Genomic DNA, 17,561 nt, shown 5'->3' with positions numbered 1-17,561 from the left:
TAATATAAAACGTGCGGTCACCGGAATACATGTCTTATCCCGGTGACCGCACGTTTTAGCATATTATAACTCGTCTATATCCACGAAGGTCTTTCCGTCCCTCCAGATCCGCTCCAGATCATAGAACAGCCTGTCTTCCTTGCAGAATATATGGACGATCACATCCTTATAATCCATAAGGATCCAATTGGCGTTCTGATATCCCTCGATCTGCTTGCACTCGCAGCCCTCCCTGCCCAGGACTTCCTCCACATTGTCAGCCATGGCCTGAACCTGATTGGGGTTGCTTCCATGGGCAATGATAAAGTAGTCGGCCAGAACAGACACGGACTGGATATCGATGATCTTAATGTCCTCGCCCTTTTTATCACTGAGGGCATTGTAAGCCAGCTTAACCATTTCCTTTGAGTTCATTGCTGTCTCCTTTCATCTCCTTAAAATATTCATATGCTTCAACTGTCATAGGGTCAATACTTCCGCCTTTTTTATCAAGATATTCCAGGGTTCCCGATAATATGGCATACATGGTTTCATCAAGGTTCTCGTATGCCAGCCTGCGGATCAACGGCAGATTCTCAGCCTTAAAGCGTCTGGGCTCAATGTAATCCGCAATATAGAGAATTTTATCCAGAACCGTCATGTCCGGTTTTCCCGTTGTATGGCATCCAATGGCATCCAGGATCTCCCTGTCCGTAATCTGGTACTTGTGCTCTGCCAGCCACGCCCCGTATTTTGCATGGAGCACTGGCAGGGCATTCAACTCCGCTTCCGTAACCTCAATGCCATGCTTGATGCATTTCTTCAGGATAATGTCATCCGAATAGCGTTTTCCGCAATCGTGCATCAGCCCGGCCAGTTCAGCCTTATCCAGGTCATATCCGTAGCGCATGGCCAGGTTCATACAGGTAAAGGAAACACTGAGGGAATGCTCGTAACGCATGGGAGCCAGCTTTGAACTGAGTTTTTTTCTCAGTATCATGATTTGACTGCATTGATTTTCCATATGCTCATCCTCCTAACATGTCTTTTTCCCACCGTCATAGCCTCCGGCTGCATTTTCCCTATACAGGCCGTGGACCCTGATATATTCTTCCACCGGTTCCGGGACTGCGTCCCGTATTGGCCGCCCTTCCGCCACTGCCTTCCTGATCCCCTCTGATGATATGTCCATCTCAGGACAGTGGATGGGATAGATCCTGGCGCCGTACCTAAGGGACAAACGGGCGATCTGTTCCTCCATATTCCTGTGGGGATGTCTGTAAGCCCTGCCTGCCACCAGGAGCACGGCCTGCCCCATCACCGCCTCGGGATGGTACCAATGTTCAATCTCATACAGGGAATCTGCTCCTATAATAAAATAAAATTCATCCTCCGGACGCTCCCTGTGCAAAAGGCTCAGTGTCTGCGCCGTATAGGTATCGCCTTTGCGCTTTAATTCAAAATCAGAATACAGAAAACAGGGGGTATCTGCAATTGCCAGTTTTACCATATCCCTGCGCATCTTACCCTCTGTGATCCTGTGGTCCTTTTTATGGGGCGGCACTCCGGATGGCATGAACCATATGCTCTCCAGCTCAAATTCCTCATATGCCCGCTTTCCCAGCCGCAGATGGCCATTGTGGATGGGGTCAAATGTTCCGCCCAGAATTCCTATCCTTGCCATAGAAATCCTCTCCCTTATTTTTCAGGCAGTACGATTTTTCTCTTTGTTTCGTCCTTTGCCGGCCGGTAAAGAACGATCTTTCTTCCGATCACCTGCACCACCTGGGAATGGGTGCGCTCTGCCAAAACCTCCGCAATGGAGCGGCCGTCATCCAGGCAGTTTTTCAGCACAGTGATCTTGATCAGTTCTCTGGCTTCCAGGGCCTCATCCACGGCCTGGGTGATCTCAGGCGTAAGGCTGGATTTCCCAATCTGGAATACAGGAACAATGTTCATGGCCAATCCCTTGAGATATGCTCTCTGCTTACTTGTCATATTATCTCCTTTTACTTATAGTAATCAAACTCCAGCCCGCACATACGGACCGTATCCCCTTCTTCAATGCCGGCTTTTTCCAGGTCGTTGAGGATCCCGGTACTCTTAAGGAACTTCTGGAAGAAATCAAAGCCTTTTTCAGAATCCAGATTGGTGTATCCCAGCATTTTCTCGATCCTGGGGCCCTCTACCACGTAGACTCCGTCTTCTGCCTTGGAAACAGTATACGGCAGGTTCCGGTCGCCCTCATACCCAACCTCGAATTCCTTTTCAAATATGACAGGCGCATCATCCACGGTCTTTAACAGATCATTGATATAATAGAGCAGTTCTTTCACGCCCTGTCTGCTCACAGCCGAGATGGCAAACACCCGGATGCCCTGGGGTTCAAACTCTGCCCGCAGTTTATCCAAAAGTTCACTTGCCTCCTCCTCCGTGTAAAATGCGTCCATTTTGTTGGCCGCAATCACCTGGGGGCGCTTTAACAGGTCCGGATTATACGCTTCCAGTTCCCGGTTGATAGTACGGATATCCTCCAGCGGATCACGGCCCTCCACGGATGCACCGTCCACCACATGGACCAGTACCTTGGTGCGTTCAATGTGCCTGAGAAAGGAATGTCCCAGGCCCACGCCCTCGGAAGCTCCCTCTATCAGTCCCGGGATATCGGCCATAACAAAGCCAGCCCCATCTCCCAGGTCCACCACGCCCAAATGGGGATTTAATGTGGTAAAATGGTAATTGGCAATTTCCGGTTTTGCATTGCTGACAACGGACAGCAGGGTGGACTTTCCAACATTAGGAAATCCTACCAGTCCCACATCCGCGATCACTTTAAGTTCCAGCTGTACCCACAGCTCTGCTCCCGGCTGTCCGGGCTGTGCATACTTGGGCACCTGCATGGTCGATGTTGCAAAATGCATATTGCCAAGGCCGCCCTTGCCGCCTCTGAGGATCACTTCACGCTGATGGTCACCCGACATATCCGCGATCACCTTGCCGGATTCAAAATCCTTGATCACGGTCCCCTCAGGCACCTTGACGATCAGATCATCGGCATCCGCGCCGTGACAGCGCTTTTTGCCGCCCTCCTCGCCATCCCTTGCAACATACTTGCGGATATGGCGGAAATCCACCAGGGTATTCTTTCCTTTGTCAACCTGAAAAATGACATCGCCGCCCCGGCCTCCGTCACCTCCGTCAGGACCGCCGTTGGGGACGTAAAGCTCCCGCCTGAACGACACATGGCCGTCTCCGCCCTTGCCGGATTTAATAAATACTTTTGCACTATCGGCAAACATACATAGCACCTCCTGTGGTGTGGTTCTTCAACAAAAATGCAGTTGAAGAAAAAAGGACTCCATACGCTAAGTATGGAGCCCTTCGAAATTATTCGTTGATTGCCCTTGGGTAAACAGAAACCTGCTTTCTGTCTCTTCCCTTTCTTTCAAACTTAACAACTCCGTCTACTAAAGCAAATAAGGTATCATCGCCACCCTTGCCTACGTTGTTGCCAGGATGAATGTGGGTTCCGCGCTGTCTGTACAGAATGTTGCCAGCCAGCACGAACTGTCCGTCAGCCCTCTTGGCACCAAGTCTCTTGGCCTCAGAGTCTCTACCGTTCTTGGTAGAACCAACACCTTTCTTATGAGCGAATAACTGAAGGTTCATCTTTAACATGTCTTACACCTCCTTATACTTAACATTAATATATGATTTCCCATAATCCTTCTCAATATTCCGAAGACCCAGAATAAGAGAATTCATAAGGAGCTTTGATTCAGGACTTATCTCTGAAGTAAAGCGGAACTCAAACTGCATGTTCTCCTGTCCTGCCCCGCCTTCAAATTCATCTTCCGTAAATGTCTCCACTGAGTTGAAAAAGTTCAGAGCTAATGCAGATACTGCAGCGCAGATGATATCCTCACCTTCCTCTGCATACTCAGCATGTCCCTCCATCACGATCCCTCTGTAGATGACATTGCCTGAATCCGTGGAATCTTTTAATACGGTTGCTTTAATCATCTCATTTACAATTAAGCGTTGATCTTGTCAATCTTAACCTGGGTATAAAGCTGTCTGTGGCCGTTCTTCTTGTGGTAGCCAGTTTTCCTCTTATACTTGTAAACGATAACTTTCTTAGCCTTACCTTCCTTCTCAACTGTTGCTGTAACAGTTGCTCCGGAAACGGTCGGGCATCCAATCTGCAGTTCGCCGTTGTTCACAACCAGCACCTGGTCAAAAGTTACGGTCTCGCCTGCGCCTGCGCCCAGTCTCTCTACCTTAATGACATCGCCTTCTGCTACTTTGTACTGCTTTCCGCCTGTTGCAATAATCGCGTACATGAAAGGCACCTCCTATAATCATTACTCGCCAGCTGCGGTGTTTCACGCCTCTTCTCCTCAAGGAAAATGGGCAGAATCTTAGAACCTCGCTGTGCGGCATACTTGATTATAATAGCATTTCCATTTCCCGATGTCAACAGAAATTTCCACTATTTTGAATATTTTTTAATCGATCTTCTCCACAGAACTGACGTCCATCAGTTCGATATACTGCCCTTCCTCCAGGGTCACGGTCACCGGCTCAAAAAAGGTCTGGTAGTCATCCATATAATCATAGTAATACCGGACATCATTATACAGGGCATAATGGGCGCCATCTGATGTAAGAGGCGTGAGCCTGTAAGTTCCCGGCTCCATGTCCCGGCCCGCCTTATACATTCCTGTGGTTCCGGCCGAAATATCAGCCTGATCCGCCGGGACCGCATATCCCCTGCTCAGGATCAGATGCTGACCATTGTACAGGGTGATCAGCCCGTGGTGCTGGAAACGGAACGTACCGATCTTTTTTTCGTCCCTGTCATTCTTATATAAGGTAAAGGTACAGGAGGAAAATGCATGATTCTCCGATGTGTCCTCTGTAAAAACAGCATATTCCCCAGCCGGCATGTCCACTCCGATCACGTAGCTCCCCCGGCCGTAAATCTCCTGGTCCGTTTTCCCATATCCTTCCTCAGCAGTCTGGTATGTCTCCTGTCCGCGGTCCTGGTTTTCCGCCAGCGCCGTATGGCTGCTCAGTGCAGCTGCCAATATGGCGCTGCCCAGGATACAAGTGAATCTCTTCATATCCGTTCCTCCTCGTTATGAGCACTTGGCGCCTGTCTCTCAGGCGCTTACGTGCGATACATGCCGCTGGCACTTAGTGAGGTCTCTCACGAACTTAGTGCAGGGGCTCGTTATGAGCACTTGGCGCCTGTCCTCTCAGGCGCTTACGTGCGATACATGCCGCTGGCACTTAGTGAGGTCTATTACGAACTTAGTGCAGAGGCTCGTTATGAGCACTTGGCGCCTGTCTCTCAGGCGCTTACGTGCGATACATGCCGCTGGCACTTAGTGAGGTCTTTTACGAACTTAGTGCAGAGGCTCGTTATGGATAGAAAGAGCATATCATTTTTCAAAGTCCGCCGTCAAGCCAGGTCACAGATTGTTCACCGGCATTTCACATTTTATTTATCAAATGCCGGATGCCAAACTGCATCTGGCGCAGGCGCTGCCAGGCGGGCATCAATTGCGTTTCCAGGTGCCTGGTGACAGGAGCACCAGCATGGGGAACAGCTCCAGCCTTCCGGCCAGCATATCGAAAATAAGCACGGTCTTGCTCAGGTAGGACATCATGGAATAGTTGGATGCAGGTCCCACCACCGACATGCCTGGCCCGATATTATTCAGATTAGCTGCCACGGCTGAAAAGGAAGTCATAAAGTCATAGTTGTCCAGACTTACGATCAGGGTGGAGATAGCAAATATCATAAAATATACAATAATATAGGCATTGAGGGAACGAAGGGTATTGTGTTCCAATGGTTTCCCCTCAAACTTCAGCACCTTCACGCTGCGCGGATGGATCACCGATGCCATCTCCTTTTTGATCTCCTTAAAGGCGATCATGATACGTGATACCTTCATGCCGCCGCCGGTACTGCCCGCGCAGGCGCCAATAAACATGATCAGCAGCAGAATGGCTTTGGAAAACTCCGGCCAGCTGTTATAATCAATGGTGGAATATCCCGTGGTGGTGATAATGGAGGAAACCTGGAAAGCCGCCTGGTGAAAAGCCATAAACAGGGTTGGGAACAGGTGGCGGATATTCATGGTGATGAACAGGACGGCAATGGCTACAATTGCCAGATATCCCCTCAATTCCTCACAGCGGAACGCATCCTTTGGTTTCCTGATCAGCATCAGGTAATATACATTAAAATTCACGCCAAACAGCAGCATGAACACGGTAATGACCCCCTGCTGGTAGACGGTGTAGTCGGCCTGGCCTGAATTACGGCAGGCAAATCCTCCTGTACCTGCAGCGCCAAAGCTCATGCAGATGCTGTCAAAAACAGGCATTTTCCCAACAAGGAGCAATATGACCATAACTACCGTCATACAGAAATAAATGGTATACAGCAGCTTGGCGGTGATCCTTATTTTGGGCACCAGTTTTCCCACGGAAGGCCCCGGGCTTTCCGCCCTCATGATATGCATGTTGTAATCCCCGGCCATGGGAAGGATGGCAAGGATAAATACCAAAATCCCCATACCCCCGATCCAGTGTGAAAAGCTGCGCCACATCAGGGATGCCTTGGACAGGTCCTCCACTTTGGGGATAATGCTGGATCCCGTGGTGGTAAAACCGGACACGATCTCAAACATGGCATCAATGATATGCGGGATCTCACCGCTGATCACAAAGGGCATGCACCCGAAAAAGCTCAGGATGATCCAGCCCAGGGAAACGGTTACAAACCCCTCCCTGGCAAAAAACATCTTTGTCTTTGGTTTCTTCCTGGTCCATGCAAATCCCAGAAGGCCGCACACAACGGCCACCCCCAGGTAGATATAACCAATGTTTTCTTTATAAACAGCAGCTGTCAGAACAGGCAGCAGCATAAACAGGGCTTCAATATTCATGATCCAGCCCAGCATATAAATAATGATACTCCGATTCATATCCTGCCCGCCTTATCCCAAAATGTCCTTTAAGTCATTAAGCCCTGTGTGTGTGGTCACAATGATGACCGAGTCACCAATCTGGATCACATCCTTGCCGCGGGGCGTGATAAACTTACCATTCCTGCTAATACAGGCAACCAGCAGATTGCTCTTAAGTTTCAGTGTTTCCAGCGGGATTCCCACTGCCGGCGAGTGTTCCCTCACCCTGAATTCCAGGGCCTCGGCCTTGTCCGCAACGATCTTGTAAAGTGTCTCTATGTTACTTCCCATGGAATTCTGCATGGCGCGGACATACTGGAGAATGATATCCGCGGTCAGCATCTTGGGATAGATCACACTTCCCAGGTTCAGGGAATTGATCACATTTTCAAAGGCGATCTTATTGACCTTTGTGATCAGCTTTGCCCGGGACTGGCTGGCCGCGTACAGGGAGAGCATGATATTTTCCTCGTCAAAACCGGTCAGGGATGCAAATGCCTCTGTCTGGCGGATCCCCTCCTCCAAAAGGAGCTGCTGGTCGGAGCCATCCCCGTGAATGATCATGGCTTCCGGAAGCAGTTCACTTAAGAGCCTGCACCGTTCCTCATCCCTCTCAATGATCTTTATCTTGATCTTGGCCCCGGTCAACGCCTTGGCCAGATACACCGTAAGTCTTCCCCCGCCCACAAACATGGCTGAGTTCACCGTATTATTCTCAATACCGGCCTTGCGGAAGAATTCGGCAGAGTCCGAATGGGGCGCGATAAAGGAGATCTTGTCCCCTCCCAGCATTACAAAATTACCATCCGGGATCACCACGTCCTCACCGCGCTCAACCGCGCAGATCAGCACATTGCTCTTTAGCTTGCTCACCACTTCCAAAACCTTCATCTGGTCCAGACAGGAGCCCTTTGGGATCTGGAATTTAAGCAGCTCGATCCTTCCCTTTGCGAACGGCTCGATCTTGATCGCGCTGGGGAAACGCAGCAGCCTGGCAATCTCCCTTGCAGCCGCAAGTTCCGGATTAATGGCCAGGGACAAGTTCAGTTCCTCACGGATATAATTGATCTCTGCCGAGTATTCAGGGTTGCGGATACGGGCAATGGTGTGGCAGTTACCTGCCTTTTTGGCAATCAGGCAGCAGAGCATGTTCAGCTCATCGGAATTGGTGGTGGCGATCAGAAGATCCGCCTCCTTGATCCCGGCCTCCATCTGGACCTGGTATACGGCTCCATTTCCCGTGACACACATGACGTCAATGCTGTCAGCCACTGCTTGCAGCGCCTCGCCGTCTGAGTCGATCAAAGTGATATCGTGATGCTCCCTGTTCAGCTGCTCGGCCAGGGTGGTTCCCACCTTGCCGCAGCCAACAATTATAATCTTCATTTCCTTCCCCTTTAACTCCCTTATGTGATATTCTTATGTGATATTCTAACGCGATCCGTTTTATTGTGTTTTGTCAGAAGGCGGAAGGACCTGCTCGTAAAGCGGTTTCCTCACCTTTTTCCTGGTAACCTCTACAAGATTCAGCCTGGTCATATCCACTACGGTTGTCTTTACCGGATCCTTTGAGACCACTTCTCCCAGATGGCGCATCAGCATCTCCCGGTCCTCCTCCTGTTCCATGTCAATGAAATCAATGAGAATGATCCCTGAGAGATTTCTCAGCCTGAGCTGGCGGCCGATCTCCTCTGCCGCCTCCATATTGATCCTGCATATGGTTTCCCGCATATTTTTCTTTCCCGCGTATTTGCCCGTGTTGACATCGATCACCACCATGGCTTCCGTGGGTTCGATCACCAGATATCCCCCGGATTTCAGCCATACATGTTTGCCAAGGGCGCGTTCCACTGCAGTGTCAATGCTGTACAGCTTGGTCAGTGGCAGCAGCTTGTCCTCATAAAACGACAGCTTCCCCGCATCCTCGGCCTGATACTGCTCCAGATACGCCTTCAGCTCTCTGTGATATTCCGGTATGTCTGTAATGATCCCATCCAGGGTACCGCTGTAGGAATCCCTGATCGCGCTGATATATCCGGGTACTGCCCTGTAGATACAGCTGTAACAGGTCCTGCAGGACGCCTCGGCAGCCAGTTTGCAATACAGGCCTTTCAAGTGTTCATATTCCTTTAGGAGCACTTCGTCCGCCACGCCGGCCCCATTGGTCCGCACAATAACGCCAAAACTCTCCTCTTCCCCGGAAAGCACTTCTTTTAACACTGCCTTGATCCTGGCCTTATATCCATTATCCCCTATTTTGGCAGAAAAGCCAACCCCTGTTTTTCCAACTGTCAGGACACAGTACCTTCCGGTAAATGCCAGCTTTCCTGTAAGGACAGGCGCTTTGGTCTTCACCGCATCCCGGCTCACCTGGACCGCGATCTCGTCTCCGGCCTTCAGCTTTCCGGTGGATTGTGAGACAAAGATATGTTCCTTATTCTCATCCAGGCTGTAATAACCGGTCCTGCCGTCTCCGATGTCCACAAATGCGGCATTGATATTGCCCACCACCTTCTGGACCTTTCCAATATAGATATTGTTAAGCAAAGAGGAGGAATCCTCCGGTTCCATCATGATCTGGGTGATCCCGCTCTTTGAGGAAACAGCCGTACAGACCTTTCCCCTCCACTGTGTTACGATCAGTTTATCCATTACAATATTTCCTGTCCCAGCTCTTCCAGCGGTATAAATGTGTGGTTTCCTTTTTCCTTTTGGTCCGTATCCCCAAGGTCCGCATAGACCTCTTCCCTCTGTATCAGGAAAGCAAATGCGGTCCGCTCCTGACCGAGATGGCCGTAATACGCATCCAATACCAGTTCAGGCTTTAAGTTAGATGAACTGCCCGTTGAGATCTTCATAAACAGCGCCGTGTTCCCATCCTCTCCCCGGGTCAGTCTCAGGTCATAGATCAGGGGTTTGATATCCAGTTCCGCCTGTCCCCGTTTGGTCTTTTTCGTTACCACCACTTCCGGCTGCTCATAAAAAGCCAGCAGTCCGCCAAACCACTCCTCCACGCTCATATCCTTTGGCTCGTATCCGGGCCTGAAGGCTACGGTGTAATCGGCGGCAGCCACTATGGACATGGCATTGCCGGCCGTGTCCGGAAGTTCCCTGAAGCTGATGATCTCAAACCCTTCCGACATCACCTGGTTCAGCCGGTTGATCATGGTCCTGGAATCCTCTGTGCCGGACACTTCTATATCCACATACTCCCCATTGCTTGTGATTCCAACTCCCAGGGGTGCTGCAAAAGACATGATCTGGTGAGGACTGAATCCCCCGCTGTAACAGATTTCCACATCTGAACGGCGGATCGCTTTTTGGAAATACCGCATCACATCCAGATGACCAATGAATTTCATGGTTCCATATTTTTTGAATTTTATCCGAATTTTCATATACTCTATTCCTTTACCGTTTCATAGCACACACCGGTGCCAAAATACCTGGCACCGCAGCCAGAACATGTTTGGCGGCAGTTTGGCGTTACCTGTTCCTTCACAGCCGTGTTCCACTCGCGGATCAGGAACTCTTTGGTCACTCCCGCATTGATGAAATCCCAAGGGAACACCTCCTCCAGGCTGCGCTCCCTGGTGGTGTAAAATCCAATATCCACGTTGCAGGTCTCAAACGCTTTCATCCAGATGTCATTGTTAAAATACTCGGACCAGGAATCATAGATCGCACCGGTCCTGTAAGCCTCCTCGATCACCGCGCCCACACGGCGGTCGCCTCTGGCCAGCACACCTTCCAAAACTGTCAGCTCCGCCTCATGCCAGTTATATTTCAGGCTCTTATAATTTCTCATTTCCCTGAACTTGCCGCGTACAATATTGGCCCGCTGGATAAACTCCTCTTTGGTGCACATCCTGGCCCACTGGAACGGTGTGAAGGGCTTTGGAACAAAGAAGGAGGAGCTTGCCACGATCTGTACCTTTCCGTTTCTTTGATCCTTGGGTATCTCATAGTATTCTTCCGCTATTTTTTCTGAGAGAAGAGCGATCCCCTCCATGTCCTCCACGGTTTCTGTGGGAAGCCCCAGCATAAAGTACAGCTTCACCCGGTTCCATCCGGCCTCAAAGGCGTCCTTTGCGCCTTTTAAGATGGTTTCCTCTGTCAGGCCCTTGTTGATCACATCCCTTAAGCGCTGGGAACCGGCTTCCGGCGCAAAGGTCAGGCTGCTCTTTTTAATATCCTGGACCTTGCTCATAACATCCAGTGAAAATGCATCAATCCTCAGGGACGGCAGGGAAATGTTGACCCCCTTGCCCTTGAACTCATCAATAAGGAAATTCACCAGCCCTTCCAGCTGGCTGTAATCACTGGAGCTTAAAGAACTCAGGGAAATCTCATCATTACCCGTGCTCTTTAGCATGTCCCGCGCATACTTTTTCAGGTATTCCAGGCTGTGCTCCCTCAGGGGCCTGTACACATCACCGGCCTGGCAGAAACGGCAGCCCCGGATACATCCCCGCTGGATTTCCAGCACCACCCGGTCCTGGGTCACCTTCATAAATGGAACAAGGGGTGTTTCAATATATCCCACGTCATCCATGTTCCTGACCACCTGCTTTGTGATCACGGGCATGGCATGGCTGTTGTTGGGAAGAAAGCTTTCAATGGTCCCATCCTCTTTGTACGTAACATCATAAAATGCCGGCACATAGATACCGGGTATCTCTGCCGCCAGCTCCAAGAACCTGCGTCTGCCGCCGCCGGCCTTTTTGTTTTCCTTATACCGGTCCATCAGATCAAAATAGACCGTCTCGCCTTCTCCTATATAAAAGATATCGAAGAAGTCCGCCAGCGGTTCCGGATTATAAGCACAGGGGCCTCCTCCCACAACAATGGGATCTTCCTCAGTTCTGTCACATGCGTGAAGAGGGATCCCGGACAGGTCCAGTATTTGCAGCACATTGGTGTAACACATCTCATACTGCAGGGTAATGCCCAGAAAATCAAATTTTTTCACCGGCTCCTGGGTCTCCAGGGTAAAAAGCGGAATGTGCTTTTCCCTGAGCACAGGGTCCAGATCCATCCAGGGCGAATAGACACGCTCACAGTAAATATCATCCCGTTTGTTAAACATGGAGTATAGGATCTGGATGCCCAGATGGGACATTCCGATCTCGTAGACGTCCGGAAAACACATGGCAAATCGGATGTCCACCTTGGATGCGTCCTTATTTGTCATGTTTACCTCCCCGCCAATGTATCGGGCAGGTTGCTGGATACTTAGTAATATTTCATCAGGTAACGCTAATTTTCTCATAAAATATCGTCCTTATTTTGGTAGTATTGCACAAAATCTTGTGCTTGTTTTTTTCTGTTTCAGGCATTGAAAAAAACTAAAAATTCCACTTTTTATGCTCCCATTTCGGCTGAAAACACCGGCTTTTCAAGAGGTTTTTGTCCCTTTTACGACAACTTTAAATTTTCGGACAAAACGAAACAATTCAACACCATGCATAATTATAGATGATAAATCGGTATTAAGCAATACATTTCACGTAAGCTCTTTAAGAACCTCTTTAAGAAGCCGCCTTTTTTAGCAATTCCTGCGTAAGGCTTTCGGTGAGAAATGCGTTGAGTGCTTCACAGAAAATCATTTCTGCCTCGTCCTTTGGAACCAGTACATTGTTGCTGGTTACTTGGCCGATCCAGCGCTGCGTCTGCAGTTGGGAAATCATATCAGAAGTTTAAACCCGGACTTTTTCACTCAGACCGGTCTGGGATTGTAACTGTTCAGGATATCCGATGTGAAGATTGGTGCAAAAACGGACTTATAAGCATGCTTAACGCCTGCATTTACAGCTATTTTCCCGCCATCCCGAACTGTTACTTTTAATTCATGCATTTGGTTAGTATTCGCTAACCGTTATTTGAAAAAATAGGGATTAAATCCCAAAAACGGTTTGCCTGCCATTCGTCTTCCTCCAGATCATTTCTGCTTCAGCTCATCAGTTCTTGCCTTTTCAAAATGCCTTTTTACAGATTCAGAGTAGATTTCGGAAACAGCCGCCACCACTGGTTCTGCCAAAGCGCCGAACAACGCCTCCTTATCATCAAAATGATGATAGAAGGCTCCATTGGTCACATGGGCGTCCTTGCATATTTCCCGGATGCCGGCCCGTTCAAACCCATATTTTATTAGTTCTTTGAAATATCATAGTAATACACACAAGTCTGATACGCCGGATTCTCATAAACGCCGCTGATCCTATTGCTTATAACATAATTCTGCATCATATCATATGCAAAGATCATATAGCATTCGTCCATTATGGTTTCCTGCATCTGTATATACAGCCTTTTCGCGGCATCCCTGTCCGTTGCTGTCAGCTCCACCGCTTCTTTATTCACAGACTCAAATATCCGGTCATCCAAATAGCAGAAATTGTAGCCAACAGAATCCCTGGCATTTACAAGCAGCGCTGAAAACCAGCTGGCAGGATCCGCATAATCAGGCCACCACTGCATTAACATGATATCCTGGCAGTCATCCGGGTCCGCGCTCCCTGCCAGCGCCCTCTGGGCATCCCAGTCCATGCCAAGAAGCTTCAGCGTCACTCCTATGCGTGCAAGATTATCCTTGTAGATCTCCAGCATCTTACTGTAAGACGTATTGCTCCTCATGTAAGAAACCGTCACCGTAACATCTGTGAGGCCGGACCTTTTAACGTATTCTCCTGCCTTTTCCAGGTCACAATCATAGCGCATCAGATCATCGCTATGTCCCCAAAGGCCGGCAGGAATCATACCATGAGACCGCGCGCCGTATCCTGCCAAAACCTCATCCACTGTTTCTTCATATGGAAACGCATATGCCAATGCTTTCCGAAAATCTTTGTTGTTACAGGGAGCGCTCTTTGTGTTTAACATCAGGATCACATTGGTAAATGTATTGGCATGGAGAACGGAAAACTTATCATCCTCCCCCAATGCCTTTAAATCTTCAATTGAAAAATCTGAGGCAAGCTGGGATTCACCTTTTTCAAGCAGTTCTCGGCGGGTACCGGAATCAGGAACCTCCTGTATATAAACGTATTGATACTGGTTGTCCTTCCAGCCGCCGCGATAGCCTTCATAGGCTGCCAGAGTGACTGCCCTTGCCGAAGCTGTGGAAATGGTATAAGGACCGCTTCCACCGTCATTCCCATCATTAAACCATTCCACATCTTTATCAAGAACATTGGGGCTCATGATATAGGCAGCATAGCCTGCTGACGCAATGAGAGGGATTGACGCACTGTAGCTGAGATGGAATGTTACTTCGTACTCTCCGGTTACTTCAATGGAATCCACGCTGTTCCAGATGTAAGCGGCCCCCTTGCCAAGATTAATGGTCCTGTCAATGGATTTTTTGACTGCTTCTGCATTCATTTTTTCTCCATCATGAAAGGTGACATCCTCTCTCAGCCGGAAAACCCACTGGGTGCCATCTTCATTGGATATCCAATTGGTGGCAAGCAATGGTTCAACCTCATCGGTCCGGTCATTGTAGCGGGTCAGGGTTTCATATACATTGTGAAGTATTTTCACACCGTTAGACTGCTCCGTACTTGGATCTAATGTCACATATGGTTCTGAATAATAAGAATGATACAGTACATCCGTGTCCTCACTGCCCTTCTCCCTGCTCTCCCGGCATCCGGTAAGCAGGGAGACAGTAAGCAGAGAAACAGTAAGCAGAGAAACAGTAACCAGGGAAGCAGCAAGCACTGACCCCATCAGAACGGATAATCCTCTTTTCATCCGACTTCACCTCTCCTTTTATTGGCAAGCCCTGCGTCTTTAAGTTCTCCGAAAAGCTTTTTCATATCAATTGGCTTTGCAACGTGGCCATTCATTCCTGCTTCCAGACAAGCCTGTATATCCTCCGCAAAAGCATCCGCAGTCATGGCAATGATGGGAATATTTCGTTTTACCTTATCAGGGAGAGCCCGAATGGCCCTGGAGGCATCACGGCCGTTCATAACAGGCATCTGGATATCCATCAGAACCGCGTCATACGTATCTGCTTCGGCATCACATAAAAGTTCTACACAGATCTGTCCATTCTCTGCCCTGACGGTACTGATATCGTAGTATTTCAGCATTTCCTCTATAATCTCCCAGTTTAAGTCATTGTCCTCTGCAACCAGAAGCCTCAGCCCCTGCAGTCCGCCTGCGTCTTCATCCGCGGATGCGGTTTCAACCTTAGAAAAATGCAGGAACTCGTTCATTTTATCATAGATCACAGACTTAAACATCGGTTTATTGATAAAAGCATGAACCCCTGCCGCCTTAGCTGCATCTTCTATCTCCGTCCATTCATATGCACTGATGATAATGATCAGAGCTTCATCTCCAACCTTGGCCCGAATGGCTGCCGCAGTCTCAATACCGCCCATATCCGGCATCTTAAAGTCAACAAGCACAACCCTATATCCCTGGCCGGCTTCATGCCTTGCTGCGGCCATTTCAACTGCCGTCCGCCCATTGTCTGCCTTATCAACCGTTACCCCCATAGATACCAGGGTATCCTCCGCGGTTTCAAGGAACACTTCATCATCATCCACAAGCAGCAGCTTAAGGGGCGGCAATACTAAATCATCCGTGGTGGTTTCAGCAATTGGAAGTGTCAGAGTGACAGTGAATTTAGTTCCTTTTCCAATCTCACTTTCACAGTCAATGGTGCCGCCCATAAGATCAGTCAGCTGCTTGGTAATGGCAAGTCCGAGGCCGGAACCCTGTACCTTATCAATACGGGTATCCACCGCGCGGGTAAAGTTCCGGTACATATCACTCATAAATTCCCGGGTCATGCCGATCCCGGTATCCTGAACCGTATAGGTCAGGATCACTTTGCCGCTGTCTTCAGGCAAACGTGTCTGCGCAAGTGTTAAGACGACTTTTCCCCCTGGATCTGTATACTTTACCGCGTTGGACAAAAGGTTGATGAATATCTGGTTGATCCGAAGTTCATCCGCATACAGGTATTCATATGTTATATGGTGCAGGCGGACCTCAAACATCAATCCCTTTTCCTTGATCTGGGGCCTTACGATGTTCACAAGATTTGTACCCGATTCAGCAAGGGAAAACACCACCGGGTGGAGGGTCATTTTTCCTGATTCAACGATTGAAATATCCAACACGTCATTGACCAGAGTAAGTAAATGGTTGCTGGCCAACGTGATCTTTTCAAGGCATCCCAGTACCTGCGGGGGATCATCAATATTTTTTCTTGCAATCGCGGTCATCCCAATGATGGCATTCATCGGCGTACGGATATCATGGGACATGGAGGAGAGAAACCTGGTTTTTGCCATGTTGGCATTCTGCGTCTCCTCCACGCTCTTTTTAAGCTGCCTGTTAATGGACATGATATGGCTTCCATCCAGCAGCAGGAGAAGGAGAAAGCCGATGGTTACATAAAAAAGCATATGCCAGTCAAACCCTATGTCAACCAGCGCTTTGGACTGGATATAACCTACAAACGTGCAGTTTAGTGTGTTCTCTATCTGGCTGCTGACATAATACGCATCTTCACCGGCCTGATCCTTCAGTTCCACCAGGCACTTGTCTTCTTTCTGGAAGGAGCTTTGGAATCGGCCTATATCCACATAGGAAAGACCATTGTTTTGTTTAATAAATGTCCAGAAGGTATCACCGCTCATGGAACCGGACTGAATGATATACCGTCCATTTATGTCTATCAGGGAAACCTCCGCCTCGCGGTAGGCACCTGGGAAAAGCCACTGGGAATGGAGCACATTGACAGGAATCGTTTTTACAAGTATGGCTTTTGCATCTCCTCCTCTGTCATCTCTGACAGTCAGCAAGCTGCAAAATCCAATACTATTGATCCCATCCACCGGATTAATATACGCGGAGGATATGTAGACAGTTCCCTCTCCCCTGGTTCCGTTTATCATTAAAGGAAGTATGTATGTAAATGACTCTGCCACCTGGGAGTAATCAACCTTGTTCCCATTGTTTCCGGAACCGGTAGATAAACCGGACAATGTATCATAATATAATATGTGTACAGAAACATCACTATTTATATTAACTTCCTTCAGATATTCAACGGCTTCTTCCGCCGAATACCCATGGTTCTCTATGTAGGCAGCCCAGCTGTCACACTCATTCTGCAGGCTGCTCATATACCCATAAGATAGTTGGGCGGTGGATTCCACGGCAGCAGTAAACGCATCCCGAGCCGCCCTTTCTTTATCACTTCGTACATTTTGGGAATAGCCCACGCAAAGGATCAATACAAAAACAGCGATTGCAATATTGCTGAGAGCAAGCGCAATGAATCTGTCCTTTCCTCGTTTGGTTTTCATACGCTTTCTCCTCTCTGGGCTTTCCGGGACCGCTATTCATCTTTATGGAATGACAATTTATCACCTAAAAAACATTTTATCATTAGATGGACCGGCAAACAAGAGAATAAAAGATTCCTGCATCATTTTTTCATAGGGAAAACGTTCAGGCAGTCGGCAAGCATATCCGGCATCTCTTTTCACACAAAAAACAACAGCACCGCAAAACCGGACTTTTCCGCTCCTGCAGCACTGCCGCCTATCCATTCCCTATCCCATAAAC

Annotated in this window: 17 protein-coding genes; all 17 read right to left on the bottom strand. The window is 48.8% G+C overall.

From position 1 onward, the window contains the following. Positions 1-63: 63 nt before the first annotated feature. Positions 64-414: a ribosome silencing factor gene (rsfS, locus tag HMPREF9469_RS17855; RefSeq protein ID WP_007864527.1), complete on the bottom strand. Its 351-nt coding sequence runs from the start codon at positions 412-414 to the stop codon at positions 64-66. Beyond that, a complete protein-coding gene (gene yqeK / locus HMPREF9469_RS17850) occupies positions 392-1,003 on the bottom strand; it encodes a bis(5'-nucleosyl)-tetraphosphatase (symmetrical) YqeK (protein ID WP_007864526.1) in 612 nt (203 codons plus the stop codon). The genes rsfS and yqeK overlap by 23 nt, the downstream gene beginning before the upstream one ends. Positions 1,004-1,015: 12 nt before the next feature. After that, entirely contained in the window at positions 1,016-1,663 is a 648-nt protein-coding gene (gene nadD / locus HMPREF9469_RS17845) for a nicotinate-nucleotide adenylyltransferase (protein ID WP_007864525.1), read from the bottom strand. Positions 1,664-1,677: 14 nt separating this feature from the next. Further along, a complete protein-coding gene (gene yhbY, locus HMPREF9469_RS17840; protein WP_007864524.1) occupies positions 1,678-1,977 on the bottom strand; it encodes a ribosome assembly RNA-binding protein YhbY in 300 nt (99 codons plus the stop codon). Positions 1,978-1,988: 11 nt separating this feature from the next. Next, positions 1,989-3,278, bottom strand: coding sequence for a GTPase ObgE (gene obgE, locus HMPREF9469_RS17835; RefSeq protein ID WP_007864523.1), 1,290 nt, complete (start codon positions 3,276-3,278; stop codon positions 1,989-1,991). 88 nt (positions 3,279-3,366) lie between these two features. Continuing rightward, positions 3,367-3,657: a 50S ribosomal protein L27 gene (rpmA, locus tag HMPREF9469_RS17830; protein ID WP_007864521.1), complete on the bottom strand. Its 291-nt coding sequence runs from the start codon at positions 3,655-3,657 to the stop codon at positions 3,367-3,369. 3 nt (positions 3,658-3,660) lie between these two features. Continuing rightward, positions 3,661-4,002: a ribosomal-processing cysteine protease Prp gene (locus tag HMPREF9469_RS17825; protein WP_040416756.1), complete on the bottom strand. Its 342-nt coding sequence runs from the start codon at positions 4,000-4,002 to the stop codon at positions 3,661-3,663. Positions 4,003-4,013: 11 nt separating this feature from the next. Beyond that, positions 4,014-4,322, bottom strand: coding sequence for a 50S ribosomal protein L21 (rplU, locus tag HMPREF9469_RS17820; protein WP_007864499.1), 309 nt, complete (start codon positions 4,320-4,322; stop codon positions 4,014-4,016). A 165-nt stretch (positions 4,323-4,487) separates the two neighbouring features. Beyond that, positions 4,488-5,105: a hypothetical protein gene (locus HMPREF9469_RS17815; RefSeq protein ID WP_007864497.1), complete on the bottom strand. Its 618-nt coding sequence runs from the start codon at positions 5,103-5,105 to the stop codon at positions 4,488-4,490. Between the two features lie 438 nt (positions 5,106-5,543). Then, the gene (locus tag HMPREF9469_RS17810) at positions 5,544-6,983 is read right to left on the bottom strand and encodes a TrkH family potassium uptake protein (RefSeq protein WP_007864494.1); all 1,440 of its coding nucleotides are present in this window, start codon (positions 6,981-6,983) and stop codon (positions 5,544-5,546) included. Positions 6,984-6,995: 12 nt separating this feature from the next. Further along, positions 6,996-8,351 carry a Trk system potassium transporter TrkA gene (gene trkA / locus HMPREF9469_RS17805; RefSeq protein ID WP_007864492.1) on the bottom strand — a complete coding sequence of 452 codons (1,356 nt, stop codon included), beginning with the start codon at positions 8,349-8,351 and terminating at the stop codon, positions 6,996-6,998. Positions 8,352-8,411: 60 nt separating this feature from the next. Beyond that, positions 8,412-9,617, bottom strand: coding sequence for a ribonuclease E/G (locus tag HMPREF9469_RS17800; RefSeq protein WP_007864489.1), 1,206 nt, complete (start codon positions 9,615-9,617; stop codon positions 8,412-8,414). After that, complete coding sequence (locus HMPREF9469_RS17795) at positions 9,617-10,363, bottom strand: TIGR03936 family radical SAM-associated protein (RefSeq protein WP_007864487.1); 747 nt, start codon at positions 10,361-10,363, stop codon at positions 9,617-9,619. Before HMPREF9469_RS17795 ends, HMPREF9469_RS17800 begins: the two co-directional genes overlap by 1 nt. Positions 10,364-10,368: 5 nt before the next feature. Further along, positions 10,369-12,237, bottom strand: coding sequence for a TIGR03960 family B12-binding radical SAM protein (locus HMPREF9469_RS17790; RefSeq protein ID WP_040416753.1), 1,869 nt, complete (start codon positions 12,235-12,237; stop codon positions 10,369-10,371). A 669-nt stretch (positions 12,238-12,906) separates the two neighbouring features. Then, positions 12,907-13,080 carry a TetR/AcrR family transcriptional regulator gene (locus HMPREF9469_RS33835; protein ID WP_227161368.1) on the bottom strand — a complete coding sequence of 58 codons (174 nt, stop codon included), beginning with the start codon at positions 13,078-13,080 and terminating at the stop codon, positions 12,907-12,909. A 35-nt stretch (positions 13,081-13,115) separates the two neighbouring features. Beyond that, positions 13,116-14,720 carry an ABC transporter substrate-binding protein gene (locus HMPREF9469_RS17785; protein WP_007864481.1) on the bottom strand — a complete coding sequence of 535 codons (1,605 nt, stop codon included), beginning with the start codon at positions 14,718-14,720 and terminating at the stop codon, positions 13,116-13,118. After that, positions 14,717-17,299, bottom strand: coding sequence for a hybrid sensor histidine kinase/response regulator (locus HMPREF9469_RS17780; protein WP_007864479.1), 2,583 nt, complete (start codon positions 17,297-17,299; stop codon positions 14,717-14,719). The genes HMPREF9469_RS17785 and HMPREF9469_RS17780 overlap by 4 nt, the downstream gene beginning before the upstream one ends. Positions 17,300-17,561 lie beyond the last annotated feature (262 nt).

The organism is [Clostridium] citroniae WAL-17108 (genome assembly GCF_000233455.1).
Classification (GTDB): domain Bacteria; phylum Bacillota; class Clostridia; order Lachnospirales; family Lachnospiraceae; genus Enterocloster; species Enterocloster citroniae.
Note: the sequence above shows the minus strand (reverse complement) of the source record. Positions and strands in the feature narration are given on the sequence as shown.

Excerpts from the sequence above, each read along its gene's own strand:
- rpmA (WP_007864521.1), bottom strand. The coding sequence starts at position 3,657 with ATGTTAAAGATGAACCTTCAGTTATTCGCTCATAAGAAAGGTGTTGGT.
- rplU (WP_007864499.1), bottom strand. The coding sequence starts at position 4,322 with ATGTACGCGATTATTGCAACAGGCGGAAAGCAGTACAAAGTAGCAGAA.
- HMPREF9469_RS17795 (WP_007864487.1), bottom strand. The coding sequence starts at position 10,363 with ATGAAAATTCGGATAAAATTCAAAAAATATGGAACCATGAAATTCATT.
- HMPREF9469_RS17825 (WP_040416756.1), bottom strand. The coding sequence starts at position 4,002 with ATGATTAAAGCAACCGTATTAAAAGATTCCACGGATTCAGGCAATGTC.
- yqeK (WP_007864526.1), bottom strand. The coding sequence starts at position 1,003 with ATGGAAAATCAATGCAGTCAAATCATGATACTGAGAAAAAAACTCAGT.
- HMPREF9469_RS17810 (WP_007864494.1), bottom strand. The coding sequence starts at position 6,983 with ATGAATCGGAGTATCATTATTTATATGCTGGGCTGGATCATGAATATT.
- yhbY (WP_007864524.1), bottom strand. The coding sequence starts at position 1,977 with ATGACAAGTAAGCAGAGAGCATATCTCAAGGGATTGGCCATGAACATT.
- trkA (WP_007864492.1), bottom strand. The coding sequence starts at position 8,351 with ATGAAGATTATAATTGTTGGCTGCGGCAAGGTGGGAACCACCCTGGCC.
- nadD (WP_007864525.1), bottom strand. The coding sequence starts at position 1,663 with ATGGCAAGGATAGGAATTCTGGGCGGAACATTTGACCCCATCCACAAT.
- rsfS (WP_007864527.1), bottom strand. The coding sequence starts at position 414 with ATGAACTCAAAGGAAATGGTTAAGCTGGCTTACAATGCCCTCAGTGAT.
- HMPREF9469_RS17785 (WP_007864481.1), bottom strand. The coding sequence starts at position 14,720 with ATGAAAAGAGGATTATCCGTTCTGATGGGGTCAGTGCTTGCTGCTTCC.
- HMPREF9469_RS17815 (WP_007864497.1), bottom strand. The coding sequence starts at position 5,105 with ATGAAGAGATTCACTTGTATCCTGGGCAGCGCCATATTGGCAGCTGCA.
- HMPREF9469_RS17800 (WP_007864489.1), bottom strand. The coding sequence starts at position 9,617 with ATGGATAAACTGATCGTAACACAGTGGAGGGGAAAGGTCTGTACGGCT.
- HMPREF9469_RS17780 (WP_007864479.1), bottom strand. The coding sequence starts at position 17,299 with ATGAAAACCAAACGAGGAAAGGACAGATTCATTGCGCTTGCTCTCAGC.
- HMPREF9469_RS17790 (WP_040416753.1), bottom strand. The coding sequence starts at position 12,237 with ATGAGAAAATTAGCGTTACCTGATGAAATATTACTAAGTATCCAGCAA.
- obgE (WP_007864523.1), bottom strand. The coding sequence starts at position 3,278 with ATGTTTGCCGATAGTGCAAAAGTATTTATTAAATCCGGCAAGGGCGGA.